Here is a 15,025-nt window from a genome sequence, read left to right as displayed (position 1 = left end):
CTTTCGCAACGGTTGGGATGCCATGGCGGAGACCCTGACCCCCGGTGCGACCGCCCGGATGCTGGGGGTCGCTCCGTCCACCCTGCGCAGCTGGGACCACCGGTACGGGATCGGGCCGCGCGAGCGCAGCCCCGGCGGGCATCGCCGCTACACGCCCGAGGACGTGGACCGGCTGCGGGAGCTGTGCCGGCTGGTGGGCGAGGGGCTGGCCCCGGCGGTCGCGGCCGAGCGGGTGCTGGCCGGGGGCGGTGCCCCCGCCCCGACCGTGCCCGCGCCGCGCGACGGACGGGACCCCGGGACGCGCGGGCACGCGCTCCCGGCGGGCGGGGCGTCCCGCCTCCAGGGGGTGGCCCGGGCGGCGGTGCGCATGGACTCCGAGCTCGTGGAGGCGCTGGTCGAGCGCGCGCTGCGCGCCGAGGGCGTGGTGGCCGCCTGGGAGGGGCTGGTCATGCCGCTGCTGTACGGGATGGGCCGCAAGTGGCAGGACACCCGCCGCTACGTGGAGGTGGAGCACCTGCTGTCGTGGTGCGTGTCCTCGGCGCTGCGCCGGGTCCCCCCGCCCGGCGGCCCGCCGCGGACGGGGCAGAGGCCGGTGGTCCTGGCCTGCGGGCCCGAGGAGACGCACAGCCTCCCGGTCGAGGCGCTGGCCGCCGCCCTGCGCGAACGCGGCCTGACGCACCGGGTCCTGGGCGCCTGCACGCCGGCGGACGCCGCGGCGCGGACCGTGCGGCGGACCGCTCCCCGGGCCGTGGTGCTCTGGTCCCATGTGGGCGGGCGGTCCGACCTGGCGGCACTGCGCGCGACGGTGCTGGCCGCGTCCGAGTCGCCCCAGGCGGTCCGGGTGTACACGGCCGGGGGCGGCTGGCGCTCCCTCACCGCGCGGTCCGGGGGCGGCCATCTGAACTCCCTGCCGGAGGCGGTGCTGGCGCTCGACCCGGGCTGAGCGCGGTGCGCACCGCGTGGCCCAGCTGGTCCAGCACGGTCAGGGACATCGGGACGACCGGGGTGCGCAGGCCCAGCGCCAGTTCACGGGACAGCCGGGTACCGCCGTCGAGGAAGGCCAGCACGTCGCCGAGCCGGTCCGGGGCGAGCAGGCGGGTGAAGAAATCCGCGCCGCGCACGCGACCGGTGGCCAGCGCGCGCAGCAGGACCGCGTCCATGGCCAGGTGGCGGCGCCGGTGCGGGATCGGGGGGACCGGCACGACCCCGCGTTCCAGGGCCGCGGCCACGGCGGCGGTCTGGCGCAGCACCCCGCTGAAGGTGTAGCCGGTGGAGGGCCGGGTGGCCCCGCCCGCCCCGCCGATCCGGAAGACCCGCCGCCCGGCCCGGGTGCGGAAGGGCGCGTCGGTCATCGGGATGACGCCCTGCTCGGCGGCGGTGACCTCGAACCCCGCCAGGCCCATGCGGGCGCAGTGGTCGGCCAGGCGGCGGTCGTACTCGGCGGCGGTGAGCGGCGCGGGCCCGAACTCGGTGTACTCCACCAGCGCTTCGCGCGCCGACAGCGGGAGCACGTAGGCGAAGGCCACCGCGTTCTCCGGCTGGGGCGGGGTGAAGTCCATCAGCACCGCCGCCTCCGGGTCGAAGGCGTCGGCGGGGGTGCGCACGAACCAGCCCCGGAAGTGCTGGAGCAGCAGGGTGCGGCCCGTCGGCAGGGGGCGGGGCGGTCGGGAGTCGAACACCCACCGGGCGGTCAGCCTGGCCGGGGAGCCGTCGGGCATCACCCCCTCCACCACGGCGCGGTCGGCCCCGTCCCGGACCGCGTCCACCAGCAGGGGCACCTCCGCCACCCGGTCCCCGAGGCCGGACCGCACCCGGGCCTCCAGGTCGACGGAGCGCAGCATCTTGTACACGAAGGGGTCGGCGGGCGCGGTGCGGGCGTCGCCGTCCGGCCCCACGACGGTCAGGTTCCGCCACCGGGCGGCCAGCAGGCCGTCCCACTCGCCGCCGTCGGGCTCCCAGAAGCACCAGGTGCGCGGGGGCGGGGTGTGCGGCCCGCGCGGGGGCTCCGCCAGGGCGACACGCACGGGGGCCCCGTCGGGGTGATTGACGCCCGACAGGCGGTGGGCCAGGGTGAGGCCTGCGGCTCCCCCGCCCACGATCACCACGTCATGATCGTTCATGGCCCCCACTCTGCCGGGGATGCCGCACACAGGCCAGCGCGCACCCGGAGGACGTGTGGACACCACCCGAGCCAAACAGGACGGAGCGGTCACGGAGGGGTTCGACCTCGCCTCGGCCGCCTACGACAGACTCGTGGCGGGCAGCCCCGGCTACCACGCCCACCTGCGGCTCTCCGCCCGGAGGCTGGACCCCGGGGCCCTCTCCCCCGAGCCGCGGATCCTGGACCTGGGCTGCGGGACCGGGGCCTCCACGGCGGCCCTGCTCGACACCGTGCCCACGGCCCGGATCGTCGGGGTGGACGCCTCGGAGGGGATGCTGGCGACCGCCCGGGCCAAGGACTGGCCCGACACGGTCTCGTTCCACCACGCGCGGGTCGAGGAGCTGACCCCGCAGTGGGCGGCCGACCGCCTGGGCGGGCCGGTGGACGCGGTGTTCGGGGCGTACCTGATCCGCAACTGCCCCGACCCCGACCGGGCGCTGGAGGTGATGCGGGACCTGCTGCGCCCGGGCGGCCGGCTGGTGCTGCACGAGTACTCCGTGGCCGACTCGGCGGTGGCGCGGGCCGTGTGGACGGCGGTGTGCCAGGGAGTGATCATCCCCGCCGGACGGGTGTTCTCGGGTGACGGGACCCTGTTCCGGTACCTGTGGCGCAGCGTCCTGGAGTTCGACGGCCGCCGGGCGCTGCTGGAGCGGATGCGCCGCGCGGGGCTGGTGTCGGTGGCCTCCGCCCCGATGCCGGGCTGGGAGTACGGCATCACGCACACGTTCGCGGGCATGCGGCGGGAGGAGGACCGGTGAGCCGCCCGGTGGACGTCCGCGACCGGCTCGCCGAGGAGGTCCCGCCCGCACCGCCGGTCGGCCCGCGCACCGCGGAGGCGCCCGAGGCCGCGGTGGTCGGCGGCGGGATCGCCGGGCTGGCGGCGGCCTGCGGACTGGCCGAGCGCGGCGTTCGGGTCACGGTGTTCGAGCGCGAGGAGTCCCCGGGCGGGCGGCTGCGCGGCTGGGAGACCACCCTGGCGGACGGCTCCCGAGCGGCGATGGACCGCGGGTTCCACGCCTTCTTCCGCCAGTACTACAACCTGCGCGGGCTGCTGCGCCGGGCCGACCCGGCGCTGGACGCGCTCGTCCCCCTGGCCGACTACCCGCTGGTCCACCGCGACGGGCCGCGCGACCGCTTCTCCGGCCTGCCCGCGACCCCGCCGTGGAACGCGCTGGCGCTGGCCGCCACCAGCCCGAGCTTCCCTCCGCGCGACCTGGCCCGGGTCAACGTCCCGGCCGCGCTGCAGCTGCTCGACGTGGACGTGCCGGGGGTGTACGAGCGGCTCGACCACATGAGCGCGCGGGACCTGCTGGAGGCGATCCGGTTCCCGCCGACGGCGCGGCACCTGGCGTTCGAGGTGTTCACGCGCAGCTTCTTCGCCTCGACCGACCGCCTCTCCGCGGCGGAGCTGGCGGTGATGTTCCACCTGTACTTCCTGGGCTCGGCCGAGGGCCTGGTGTTCGACGTGCCGCGCGGGCCGTTCCCGGAGTCGCTGTGGGAGCCGCTGGTCCGGTACCTGGCCGGGCTGGACGCCAAGGTGCGCACGGGCGTGCCGGTCGAGCGCGTCGGGCCGGGCTCGCAGCGGCGGTTCGCGCTGCCCGGGCACGGGGAGTTCGACGCCGTGGTGCTGGCCGCGGACGTCCCGGGGACGCGCTCCCTGGTCGCCGCGTCGCCCGGCCTGGGGGACGCCGCCTGGCGGTCCCGGATCGCCCGGCTGGAGTCGGCGCCGCCGTTCCTGGTGTCGCGGTACTGGCTGGACCGGCCGGTGCGGCCGCACCGGCCCGCCTTCCTGGGCACGGCCGGGTACCCGACGCTGGACAACATCAGCGTCCTGGAGCGGTACCGGGACGGGGAGCGGGAGTGGGCCGACCGCACCGGCGGCTCGGTGGTGGAGCTGCACGCCTACGCCCTGCCCGAGGGCTGCGACCCCGACCGCGAGCGCGAACGCCTGTGGGAGCAGGCGGTCGCGGTGTACCCGGAGCTGGCCTCCGCCGGCGTGGTGGACGCCCGGCACGAGCTGCGCGCGGACTGCCCGCTGTTCACGCCGGGCTCGTACCGCGACCGGCCGGGGACGGCCACCCCGGACCCGTTCCTGGTGATGGCGGGCGACCACGTCCGCACCGGCCTGCCGGTCGCGCTCATGGAGCGCGCGGCCGCCGGCGGCCTGCTCGCCGCCAACGCGCTGCTGTCCCGCTGGGGCCTGCCCGGCCACACCCTGTGGACCGTGCCCCGCCGCGGCCGCCTGGCCCCCGCCCGCGCCCTCGCCCACCTCTCCCGGCGCACCCCCGGTCCCTGACCTTTCGTTTTTTTCGAATAGGGTAGATTGGAGGTATGGCGACCACACTGCACGAACGCACCGTCCTGCCGCCCGATGACCGCTCCGCGCTGACCAGGCTCGCCCGCGACCTGGGCACCGACGGCGGCCCGCACGCCCGACTGGTCGGCCCGGACGGGTCCGAGACCGAGCTTCCCGAGGAGCTCTACAGCGTGCTGCGCGACGTCGTCGCGGCACTGTCCCAGGGGCTGGCCATCTCCATCGCCCCGCACAACACGATGCTGACCACCCAGGAGGCCGCGGACCTCCTCGGCGTCTCCCGCCCCACCCTGGTCAGACTGCTCACCGAGGGCGAGATCCCTTACAGCATGCGGGGAAGACACCGGCGGGTCCTGCTCCACGACCTGCTCGGCTACCAGGAGCGTTCGCGCCGGGAGCGCGAGCACACCCTGGACGCCATGGCGGCCGAAGGCGAAGAGGCGGGACTGTACGACCTGACCGAGCCGCCCGAGAACACCCGGTGAGAACGGACGACCGTGGCCTTCCCCGCCCTCCTGGACACCTGTGTCCTGTACCCGGCCTACCTGTGCGACACCCTGCTGCGGCTGGCCTCGGCCGGCACGTACCGCCCCCTGTGGTCGGACGGCATCCTCGATGAGCTGCGCCGCAACGTGATCGCACGCGGCATCCCCGAGGACAGAGCCGATCGCCGGATCGGACAGATGCGCCGGGCCTTCCCGGACGCGACCGTGCGCGGCCACGAGCCCATGATCGAAGGCATGACCAACGACCCCAAGGACCGGCACGTCCTCGCCGCAGCGGTCCGCGGTGGCGCGGAGGTCATCGTCACCCGCAACATCAAGGACTTCCCGGATAGCGCGCTCTCCCCGTACGACCTGTCCGCGGTGGACCCGGACGACTTCCTGCTCGACCAACTCGACCTCCACCCCGGTGCCACTCTCGGCGCGCTGGAGAGACAGGCCGCCTCCTACCGCAGGGAGCCGACCACCGTCATCGGCGTACTCGGCCTGTTGGAGCGCACGGGTGTCCCCCGCTTCGCCGCCGAGGTGCGGCGGCATCTGCGCTGAACCGGTCAGCCGGGGAAGCGGCCGGTGGAGCGGAGGAGGTAGCGGCGCTCGGCGTAGGCGAGGTCGTCGCGCCACAGGCGGCGGGCGGCGGCCCGCACGGCCGGGCGGACCACGGCGGACAGGCGGCGGGCCAGCAGGAAGCCCGGCCGGTCCGAGGCGGCGACGGTCGCCTCGACGACCGCGGTCCGCGGCACGCCGCGGGCGTCCGTGCCCAGCGGCGTCGCGTGCGTCTCGACCACGCTGCCCAGGCCCTCGCCCTCGATGATGCGCATGACCACGGTGCGCGGCTCCGGGCAGTGGAACTCCGCCCGCACCGGCACCCCCCAGCGGCCCGCCACCTTGAACCCCACCTCGACGACCATCCGGTCCGGGTCGGGGTCGGGCCCCTCGGGCACCTCGGTGACGCGCAGGCCGACGAAGCTGTAGGGGTGGAACCACGACCCGTGCCAGGGGTCGAGCCGGTTGGCCACCACGTCCTCCGGCTCGCACCGGCCCGCCAGGCTCTCCACCGCGCTCACCGCCTTCTCCAGCGGGGGGCGCTCGGGGACGACCGGCGCGTCCAGAGGCACCTCGCCGCCCACGCGGTCCAGGCGCACCCACACCAGCACCCCGTCGTCGTGGGCCGGGTACGGGCTCCAGCCGGGGAAGCCGTCCGCGCCCAGGGACAGCCCGTGCCAGCGGCACACGAGGCGCCCGTCGTCGACGGCCCCGCGGCACAGGGGGGCTCCCAGGTGCGGGCAGGCCCCCGGGGCCACGTGCGCGGTGCCGTCGGGGGTGCGCCAGGCGACGAGCTCGACGCCCCCGACGACCCGCCCGAAGGGCCGGTCGGCGCGGACCTCGCGGGAGGCGGCCAGCACGTACCAGTTGCCCGAGGGCCGTGCCAGCGCCCGTTTGAGGGCGGCGGCGATGATGCCGGGCGACCCGTCGCGCCAGGTCGGGTCCTGCGCGGTCCAGGCGGTGGCGGGCATGCGCCGCAGCGGGATGCGGCGGGGGGTCGGATCGGGCAGGGTCACGTCGGGCCTACCTTTCGGATGCCGGACGGGGACGGGGGACCGTCCGGGCGAGCATCGACCGGGCCAGGGCGGGCACCGCCGCGGCGATCTTGCGGGCCTCGGAGACCCGGTGGCGGGTGCTCCACACGTCGTGGCCGGCGGCGGCGATCTCGTCCAGGATGGCGCGGTAGAGCCGGAACGCCGTGGCGACACACGGACGGGCGACCGGATCGAGCATGGCGATGCCGGGCTCGGCCTCCCGGTAGAACCCCTGGTTGACCTCGACCAGGGCGGCGACCGCCCGGCGGGCGCGCGGGTCGGGCCGGCGGGTGCGGGCGCAGTGCGCCAGCAGGTCGCGGTCCACCCCGTGGTCGGCCAGCACGTCGGCGGGCAGGTACACGCGCCCCCGGTCGAAGTCCTCCGCGGTGTCGCGGAGGAAGTTGGTGAGCTGGAAGGCCTCGCCCAGGGCGGCCGCGGGCCGCTCGGCCTCCTCCCGCGGCACCACCGTGCCCAGCACGGGCAGCACCTGGAGGCCGATGACCGCCGCCGACCCGTACATGTACTCGCGCAGGTGGTCGAGGTCGCGGTAGTCCGTCACGGTGAGGTCCATGCGCATGGAGCGCATGAACGCGGTGAAGTGCGCGGCCGGGAGGCGGTACCTCCGCACGGTGTGCGCCAGGGCCCGCAGCACGGGGTCGCCGGGCTCGCCGCCGCCCAGCGCCCGGCCCAGGTCGGCGTCGACCGCGTCCAGCCGGGCCGCCTGTCCGGCGGCCGTGGCACCGGGCCCGGGCTCGTCCACGATGTCGTCCACCCAGCGGGCGAACCCGTACAGGGCGTGCACCCCGGGCCGCCGGTCCGGCGGCAGGACCCGGGTGGCGGTGAAGTAGGTGCGCCCGTGGCGGGCGTGCAGCTCACGGCAGCGCAGGTAGGCGCGGCGCAGGTCCTCCGGGGCGATCCCGGCGGCGTCGAGTTCTGCGGTGGCGGTCCTCATCGTCCCCCCGTTCGCTCCACCACGCGGGCGGCGGCGAGCTTCCCCGAGATCAGCACGGTCGGCAGGCCGACCCCGGGCGTGGTCCCGCACCCGGCCAGGGCGACGTTGGCCAGGCCGGGGACGGTGTTGCGGGGCCGGAACGGCCCGGTCTGGGCGAAGGTGTGCGACAGCGAGAAGGGCGTGCCGTGCGCCAGCCCCCGCCGGGCCCAGTCCGCGGGGGTGACCAGGTGCTCGGTCCGGACCGCCGTGTCCAGGCCGGTGAGGCCGCGCTCCTCCAGGGTGGACACCAGGTGGTCGCGGTAGCGCGGGCCCTCGGCGGCCCAGTCGATGCCGCCGACCGCCAGGTTGGGGGCGGGCGCCAGCACGTACAGGGACTCGTGCCCGGCGGGGGCCAGGGACGGGTCGGTGTGCGTGGGCCGGGTGACCAGCAGGGACGGGTCCCCCATCACCCGCCCCTCGCGGATGATCTCGTCGAAGGTGCGCTCCCAGGCGCCGCCGAAGGAGATCGTGTGGTGCCCCAGCCGTTCCCAGGTGCGGTCCACCCCCAGGTGCAGGACCACGGCGGACGGCGAGTAGCGGAGCGGGACCCGGCGCCGGGGAGCGCCGCCCAGCAGCCGGTACGCCGCGGGCAGGTCGGCGGTGACCACCACCTGGTCGCAGGGGAAGCGCTCGCCCGACTCCGTGACGGCGGCGGTGACCCGGTCGCCGGAGCGTTCCAGCGAGGCCACGGCGTCGCCGTAGCGGAGCACTCCCCCGGCCTTGGCCGCCGCGCCCGCCAGGGCGTCGCCGAGGGCGCGCATGCCCCCGCGCGGGAAGTACACGCCCGCCACGGTGTCCATGTAGGCGATGACGGCGTAGGCGGCCAGGGCCCGCCCCGGAGCCACGCCCGCGTACAGGGCCTGGAAGGAGAAGATCCGCCGCAGGCGCTCGTCGCGCACGTGCCGCCCCACCGCCCGGGAGAGCCGCCCGAACCCGCCCAGGGCCGCCAGCCGCACCAGGTCCGGCCGGGCGAGGTCCAGCAGCGAGTCGAACTGCGCGTCGATGAAGGTGCCCATCTCGGCCCGGTAGAGGCGGGTGAGCCAGTCGCGGAGCCGGAGGTAGCCGTCGGCCTCGCGCTCGCCGGCCACCCGTGCCACCTCGGCCGCCATGGCGTCGGCGTCGGTGTGGACGTCGATGGTGGAGCCGTCGGCGAAGTCGGCGCGGTAGGCGGGGTGCAGCGGGACCAGGTCGAGGCGGTCGGCGACGGTCTCGCCGACCGCCCCCAGGGCCTCGTCCAGGAGTTCGGGCATGGTCAGCACGGTGGGCCCGGTGTCCATCCGGAAGCCGTCCTGGTCCAGGCGGCCCGCCCGTCCCCCCGGATGGGCGTCGCGCTCCAGGACCGTGACCTCCCGCCCGGCCCCCAGCAGGTGCAGGGCGCAGGCCAAGCCGGACAGCCCCGCGCCGACGATGACGACCCGGCCCCGGCCGGGTGCGGTGCGGCGGCTCACGCGGCCTCCCCCAGTCGGGCGGCCAGGCCGGCGAGGACGTCGCGCACCGGTTCGGGCAGGTCGATCCCGTCCAGGTGGGAGACGCCGCGGGCGGCCAGGCCCCGGCAGTGCTCGGCGACCCGCTCCCGGGCGCCCAGGCCCTCCAGCACGGCGGCGGCCTCCGCCGGGTCGGCCCCCGCCCCGACCCGCTCCAGGAGGTCCAGGCCCGCCGTGTCGCCGCTCTCGCGCGCCAGGCGGGTGCCGAGGGCCAGCAGCAGGGTGGTCTTGCCCTCCAGGAGGTCGTCGCCGACGGGTTTGCCCGTGGACCCGCTGTCGCCGTAGGCGCCGGCCAGGTCGTCGGCGAGCTGGAAGGCGACGCCGACGTCCCGCCCGTAGGAGCGCAGCGCCTCGGCCACGGCCGGGGGCGCCCCGGCCATGGCGGCCCCCAGGTGCAGCGGGCGCTCCACGGTGTAGGAGGCGGTCTTGAGCCGGTCGATGCGCAGCGCGAGGGACTCCGAACGGGACCCCCTCGCCTGTCCGCGCACGTCCAGGTACTGTCCGGCGATCATCTCGGTGCGGATCTCCCGCCAGACCGCGCGGCCCGCCTCGGGGCGGGGCACCCCGGGCAGGGCCTCGGCGAGCATGTCGTCGGCCCAGGCCAGGGCGAGGTCGCCGACCAGGACGGCGAGGGACTCGCCGTAGCGCCTCGCCTCCCCCGACCAGGCGTTCTCGCGGTGCTCGTCCTCGTGCCGCCGGTGGACGCAGGGCGCGCCGCGCCGGGTCGCGGAACCGTCCATGACGTCGTCGTGGACCAGGGCGCAGGTCTGGAGCAGTTCCAGGGACGCGCAGGCGACCAGGGCGTGGTGGGCGACGGGGCCGGACACCGGGCCGCCGCCGGCGCGCCAGCCCCACCAGGCCAGCGAGGAGCGCAGGCGCTTGCCGCCCTCCAGCGTGAAGGCCGCGGTCTGCGCGGCGGTCCCGGCGGCGAACTCGGGGTCGGTCTGTTCGGCCCCGAGCAGGCGGCGGCGCAGGTGGTCGCGGAGCACCTGGTCGAGTGCCGGCCGCGGGTCGCCGTGGACGTGGTGGATTCGGAGTGCTCCGGGACCGTTCAGAACCGGTTCGATGTCTGCCTCCCCTGGACGGGTCATGTCATGGACAACTATCTCGGAAATCATGAATCTCGGCAACCGAGCTATTGCCTTCGCTCCCCCGGATCCGGCAAGGAGGAACCGGGGGTTCCGTTGGCCGTAGACTCGGGGTGACCGAAGTCCGAACACCGGGGAGAGAGGAACCGTGGACACCGTGTCGACCACCTCCCCCACCGGGCCCGACGAGGCCGCGGTGAGGTTCGGCCACTACCGGTCCCTCCAGAACGACGGGCAGATGCTCGCCGTCCGGCTCATCAAGCTCCTGCACCGGATGGCCGACCGCTCCGGGATGAACCCCACCGACTTCCAGTGCTACACGCTGCTACGGGTCGCGGGCACGATGACACCCGGAGAGATCGCCTCCAGTCTGTGCCTGTCCACCGGCTCGGTCACCGGCGTGATCGACCGGATGGAGGCCCACGGCCTGGTCGAGCGCACCCGCCACCCCGAGGACCGGCGCAAGGTCGCCGTGCGCCTCACCGAGAGCGCCGAACTCCGGGCGCCCGAGACCGCCCCGGGTATGCGCGCCGCCATGACCGCGCTGCACGAGGGCTACACCAACGACGAACTGGCCGTCATCGTCGACTGGCTGGGCCGGGTCGGCCGCACCCTGGACGGGCTCGCCGAAGCGCCCTGAACGCCCCTTTCCGCCGGAACCGTCCGCCCCTGCGGTGATCCGTCACCGACCCTCCGCACCCGCGCGGCTCACCGCCGTGTCCCGGAGCCGCTCTTACGATGCCGACAGACCAGTCCGTATCCGGCTTCGCACCCGGCCGACACTCCACCCGGGGACCCCCGCCGAGGTTGGGGAGGAGTCGTCATCTCGACCCTGCGCACCTACATCCGAGAGCACACCAACCCCGCGGTCTTCGCGGTGTCCGGGATCGTCATCATCGCCTTCGTGGTCCTGGGCATCGTGTTCACCGACCCCCTCCTGGACGCCGCGACGGCGACCCGGGACTGGATCGGGACCAGGCTGGGGTGGCTGTACGTACTCGCCACCACGTTCTTCCTCGGCCTGGCCCTGTTCCTGATGTTCAGCAGGTACGGCAACATCCGGCTGGGCCCGGACGACTCCCGGCCCGAGTTCGGGACCGTCGCCTGGTTCGCCATGCTCTTCACCACGGGCATGGGCATCGGCCTGGTGTTCTGGGGCGTCTCCGAGCCCATCCACCACCTGCACTGGCCCCGGACGGCCGCGTTCCTGCCCGGCGAGGACGGCGCCCCGCACGTCGAGGCCGCCGGCGAGGCCATGGCCCTGAGCTTCTTCCACTGGAGCTTCCACCCCTGGGCGATCTACATCGCCCTGGGCGTCTCGCTCGGCTACTTCACGTTCCGCAAGGGACTGCCGCTGCGCCCCGCCTCCGCGCTCTACCCGCTCCTGGGCGACCGGGCGTTCGGCTGGCCCGGCAACCTCGTGGACATCCTCGCGGTCTTCGGCACGATCTTCGGCCTGGCCACGTCGCTGGGCCTGGGCACCCTCCAGATCGGCGGCGGCATCCAGCACGTCTTCGGCATCGAGTCGAACCCGCTCGTCCACTCGGTGCTCATCGTCGTCATCACCGGCATCGCCCTGCTCAGCGTTCTGGCCGGGATCGACAAGGGCATCCGCCGCCTGTCGGTGATCAACCTGTGGCTGGCGATCGCGCTGATGCTGATCGTCTTCCTGCTCGGGCCCAAGCTGTGGATCATCAGCATCACCACCACGGGCCTGGGCGAGTACCTGGACAACCTCGTCCCGTGGAGCCTGTCCTTCCCCAGCTCTCTGATGGACGAGCAGGCCGCGAGCTGGACCACCACGTGGAGCATCTTCTACTGGGGCTGGTGGATCTCCTGGGCGCCGTTCGTCGGCATCTTCCTGGCCCGCGTCTCCTACGGGCGGACCATCCGGGAGTTCGTCATCGGCGCGCTGTTCGCACCGGTCGTCGTCTCGGTCCTGTGGTTCGGGGTGTTCGGCGGCTCCGGCCTGTACTACGACCTGTTCGAGGGCGGCGGGCTCAACGCGCTGGCGGAGGAGGACCGGGCGTTCCGGCTCATCGAACTGCTGCCCCTGGGCCAGATCGCGGGCGTGCTCGTCTCGGTCCTGCTGATCATCGTGGTGGCGGTCTTCTTCATCACCTCCTCCGACTCCGGCTCCCTCGTGGTGGACATGCTCACCAACGGGGGCGACCCCAACCCGCTCAAGGCCCAGCGGGCGTTCTGGGCGATCAGCGAGGGCGCCGTGACCCTGGTCCTGCTGGTCCTGGGCGGGGCCGACGCCCTCTCCGCGCTCCAGGCGGCGGCGGTGGTCACCGGGCTCCCGTTCGCGGTGATCCTGCTGTTCATGTGCTGGGGGCTGGCCAAGGCGCTCAAGGACGAGCCCCGCAGGCACGGGCCCAAGATCGTGTACGAACCCGAGGACCAGATGCCGTCCTACCGCCCGCCCGGCGGCCGCTAGCAGAAGGGGCCCGCGATGGCACCGAAGAAGTTCAGCAACCCCTTCCACGGGGTCGTGGACATGATCACCGAGATGAACCGGGTCTCCGACGCCATGGCGTCGATCGAGACCAGCCAGACGGGCCTGCGCGAACGCGGGTACGCCGACGCCTGGAGCCCGCCCACCGACATCCTCGCCCGCGGCGAGGACCTGGTCGTCCGCTGCGAGGTGCCCGGGGTGTACGAGGAGGACGTCGCCGTCAGCTTCAACCACGGGGTCCTCACCATCAGCGGGGAGCGCAGGCGCGACGAGGAGGGAACGGTCGTCTACTACTCGTCGGAGCGGTTCATGGGCACCTTCCGCCGCGAGATCACCCTGCCCGAGGGGGTCAGCGAACGCGACGTGGAGGCCTCCTACGGGGAGGGTCTGCTGGAGGTGGTGGTGCGCGGCGCGGCCAACGCCGCCGCGCCCAAGACGATCTCCGTCCGCAGGCGCAAACGGGGCTCCTGAGCCGGGCGGCGGCGCCTCCCGGGCGCCGCCGCCCGGAACCGGCGGGAACCGCCCGCCCCCGCACGACGACTCCGATGACGGAAGGGCCGTCTCCGGTACGGCCCCGAATCGGAGGAACGATGCAGTACACCCGCACCGCCCGCGCCCTGCCGATCGCGGCCGTGCTCGGCCTCGCCCTCACCGCCTGCGGCACGGGGACCCCGGCCGACACGCCCCGGGGCGCGGCCGCCGAGTCCGCCCCGCCCTCTCCGGCGGCGGAGCAGGCGGAGGCCTTCTCGATCACCGACCCCTGGGTCAAGGCCGTCACCGCCGAGGAGGGGATGACCGCCGTGTTCGGCGAGGTGGCCAACGGCTCCGACGCGGAGATCGTCATCGTGGCGGCCGAGCACCCGGCGGCGGAGACGGTCGAGCTGCACGAGGTCGTCACCGAGGGCACCGAATCCACCATGCGCGAGATCGACGGCGGGTTCCCCGTGGAGCCCCGGGGCACCCGTGCCCTGGCGCCCGGCGGCGACCACATCATGCTCATGGGCCTCACGGAGGACCTGGAGCCGGGCATGGAGGCCACCGTCACGGTGGAGTTCGCCGACGGGTCGACGGCGGAGTTCACCGCTCCGGTGAAGGAGTACGCGGGGGCCGACGAGGAGTACGAGGGCGACGGCCACGGCGGAGGGGGCCACGGGGACCACGGGGACGGCGGGGACCACTGATGGACCGGACCGTCAGCAGACGCGGCCTGCTCCTGGGCGGCGCGGCGGCCGGCGCGGGAGCGGTCGGCGGAGCGCTGGCCCACCGCTGGGCGGCCGGCGCGCCTACCGCGCCGCAGGAGGCCGCTGCGCTCCCCCTCAACGGGGAGCGGACCGTGCCCTTCCACGGGCCCCGCCAGGCCGGGGTGGAGACCCCGCCGCAGGCGCACGCCGCGTTCACCGCCTTCGACCTGGGCCGGGACGTGGACGCCGAGGGGGTGCGCCGGCTGATGAGGCTGCTCAGCGACGACGCCGCCCGCCTGACCCGGGGCGAGCCCGCCCTGGCCGACACCGAACCCGAGCTGGCGGCCGTCCCGGCGGGCCTGACCGTCACGTTCGGGTTCGGCCCGGGCCTGGTGGAGCGGGTGGACCCGGACGCCGTGCCCGGCTGGCTGCGGCCGCTCCCGGAGTTCGACCACGACGACCTGGACCCGCGCTGGGGCCAGGCCGACCTGCTCGTCCAGGTGTGCGCCGACGACCCGGTGACGGTGGCGCACGCGGTGCGGATGCTCGGCAAGGACGCGCGCGCCTTCACCGAGCCCCGGTGGACCCAGAGCGGGTTCCGGCGCGCCCACGGCTCCGAGGCCGACGGCACCACCATGCGCAACCTCATGGGCCAGGTGGACGGGACGGTCAACCCGCGCCCGGGGACCGCCGACTTCGACCACCTGGTGTGGCGGGAGGCCGGACCGCCCTGGCTCGCCGGGGGCACCGGGCTGGTGCTGCGGCGCATCGAGACCCACCTGGACACCTGGGACGAGCTGGACCGGCCCGCCCGGGAGGCGGTCATCGGCCGCCGCCTGGCCGACGGGGCGCCGCTGACCGGCGGCGGCGAGCACGCCGAGGTGGACCTCGCGGCCACCGACGCCACCGGGCTGTCCGTGATCGCGGACTTCGCCCACGTGCGCCGCTCCCGCACCGACGACCCCGAGGAGCGGATCTTCCGGCGCGGCTACAACTACGACCTGCGCGACCACGGGACCCCGGAGGCGGGGCTGCTGTTCGCCTCCTACCAGGCCGACCCGGTCCGCCAGTTCGTCCCCATCCAGCGCAGGCTGGACGAGCTGGACCTGCTCAACGAGTGGGTCACCGCCGTCGGCTCGGCCGTGTTCGCCGTCCCCCCGGGCTGCGCCGAGGGCGGCTACGTCGGGGACACCCTGCTCGAAGGCTGACCGGGCGCACAGCGGGCCCGCGCCCCGCCCGGTGCGGGGTGCGGGCCCGTACGGCCGGCC

15 protein-coding genes are annotated in these 15,025 nt (G+C 75.1%); 10 read left to right on the top strand and 5 right to left on the bottom strand.

Annotation, left to right across the window (positions count from 1 at the left end; translation table 11 throughout):
• Positions 1-22 precede the first annotated feature (22 nt).
• A complete protein-coding gene (locus K1J57_RS16330; protein WP_220559421.1) occupies positions 23-943 on the top strand; it encodes a MerR family transcriptional regulator in 921 nt (306 codons plus the stop codon).
• Here K1J57_RS16330 and K1J57_RS16325 read toward each other — a convergent pair.
• Positions 873-2,120, bottom strand: coding sequence for a lycopene cyclase family protein (locus K1J57_RS16325; protein ID WP_220559420.1), 1,248 nt, complete (start codon positions 2,118-2,120; stop codon positions 873-875). The two genes, K1J57_RS16330 and K1J57_RS16325, sit on opposite strands and share 71 nt — an antisense overlap.
• 55 nt (positions 2,121-2,175) lie before the next feature.
• Here K1J57_RS16325 and K1J57_RS16320 point away from each other — a divergent pair, with 55 nt between their 5' ends.
• From K1J57_RS16320 to K1J57_RS16305, 4 genes are read left to right on the top strand one after another with little or no spacing between them, the layout of a single operon-like run.
• Entirely contained in the window at positions 2,176-2,919 is a 744-nt protein-coding gene (locus K1J57_RS16320; RefSeq protein WP_255646359.1) for a class I SAM-dependent methyltransferase, read from the top strand.
• Positions 2,916-4,457, top strand: coding sequence for an FAD-dependent oxidoreductase (locus K1J57_RS16315; protein WP_255646358.1), 1,542 nt, complete (start codon positions 2,916-2,918; stop codon positions 4,455-4,457). The genes K1J57_RS16320 and K1J57_RS16315 overlap by 4 nt, the downstream gene beginning before the upstream one ends.
• Before the next feature lie 35 nt (positions 4,458-4,492).
• Positions 4,493-4,960 (top strand): helix-turn-helix domain-containing protein, encoded by a 468-nt coding sequence (locus tag K1J57_RS16310; protein WP_220559417.1) that lies wholly within the window; start codon positions 4,493-4,495, stop codon positions 4,958-4,960.
• Between the two features lie 12 nt (positions 4,961-4,972).
• The gene (locus K1J57_RS16305; RefSeq protein ID WP_220559416.1) at positions 4,973-5,524 is read left to right on the top strand and encodes a putative toxin-antitoxin system toxin component, PIN family; all 552 of its coding nucleotides are present in this window, start codon (positions 4,973-4,975) and stop codon (positions 5,522-5,524) included.
• Positions 5,525-5,529: 5 nt separating this feature from the next.
• Here K1J57_RS16305 and K1J57_RS16300 read toward each other — a convergent pair whose 3' ends face one another.
• The 4 genes from K1J57_RS16300 to K1J57_RS16285 are packed head-to-tail and all read right to left on the bottom strand — an operon-like array spanning position 5,530 to position 10,121.
• Complete coding sequence (locus K1J57_RS16300; RefSeq protein WP_220559415.1) at positions 5,530-6,537, bottom strand: DUF5914 domain-containing protein; 1,008 nt, start codon at positions 6,535-6,537, stop codon at positions 5,530-5,532.
• 7 nt (positions 6,538-6,544) lie between these two features.
• Positions 6,545-7,507 (bottom strand): phytoene/squalene synthase family protein, encoded by a 963-nt coding sequence (locus tag K1J57_RS16295; RefSeq protein WP_220559414.1) that lies wholly within the window; start codon positions 7,505-7,507, stop codon positions 6,545-6,547.
• Positions 7,504-8,994 carry a phytoene desaturase family protein gene (gene crtI / locus K1J57_RS16290; protein ID WP_220559413.1) on the bottom strand — a complete coding sequence of 497 codons (1,491 nt, stop codon included), beginning with the start codon at positions 8,992-8,994 and terminating at the stop codon, positions 7,504-7,506. Before crtI ends, K1J57_RS16295 begins: the two co-directional genes overlap by 4 nt.
• A complete protein-coding gene (locus tag K1J57_RS16285; protein ID WP_220559412.1) occupies positions 8,991-10,121 on the bottom strand; it encodes a polyprenyl synthetase family protein in 1,131 nt (376 codons plus the stop codon). Before K1J57_RS16285 ends, crtI begins: the two co-directional genes overlap by 4 nt.
• 145 nt (positions 10,122-10,266) lie before the next feature.
• Between K1J57_RS16285 and K1J57_RS16280 the strand changes: the two genes are divergently transcribed.
• The 5 genes from K1J57_RS16280 to K1J57_RS16260 all read left to right on the top strand — a co-directional run bounded on the left by K1J57_RS16280 (position 10,267) and on the right by K1J57_RS16260 (position 14,965).
• Complete coding sequence (locus tag K1J57_RS16280) at positions 10,267-10,758, top strand: MarR family winged helix-turn-helix transcriptional regulator (RefSeq protein WP_370634421.1); 492 nt, start codon at positions 10,267-10,269, stop codon at positions 10,756-10,758.
• A 237-nt stretch (positions 10,759-10,995) separates the two neighbouring features.
• On the top strand, positions 10,996-12,558 hold the full coding sequence (locus tag K1J57_RS16275; protein WP_220559411.1) for a BCCT family transporter: 1,563 nt from the start codon (positions 10,996-10,998) through the stop codon (positions 12,556-12,558).
• A gap of 15 nt (positions 12,559-12,573) precedes the next feature.
• The gene (locus K1J57_RS16270; protein WP_220559410.1) at positions 12,574-13,047 is read left to right on the top strand and encodes an Hsp20/alpha crystallin family protein; all 474 of its coding nucleotides are present in this window, start codon (positions 12,574-12,576) and stop codon (positions 13,045-13,047) included.
• A 119-nt stretch (positions 13,048-13,166) separates the two neighbouring features.
• Positions 13,167-13,757 (top strand): copper chaperone PCu(A)C, encoded by a 591-nt coding sequence (locus K1J57_RS16265; protein ID WP_220559408.1) that lies wholly within the window; start codon positions 13,167-13,169, stop codon positions 13,755-13,757.
• Entirely contained in the window at positions 13,757-14,965 is a 1,209-nt protein-coding gene (locus tag K1J57_RS16260; protein WP_220559407.1) for a Dyp-type peroxidase, read from the top strand. Before K1J57_RS16265 ends, K1J57_RS16260 begins: the two co-directional genes overlap by 1 nt.
• Positions 14,966-15,025: the final 60 nt, after the last annotated feature.

The sequence above is a fragment of the Nocardiopsis sp. MT53 genome (assembly GCF_019598965.1).
Taxonomy (GTDB): domain Bacteria; phylum Actinomycetota; class Actinomycetes; order Streptosporangiales; family Streptosporangiaceae; genus Nocardiopsis; species Nocardiopsis changdeensis.
Note: the sequence above shows the minus strand (reverse complement) of the source record. Positions and strands in the feature narration are given on the sequence as shown.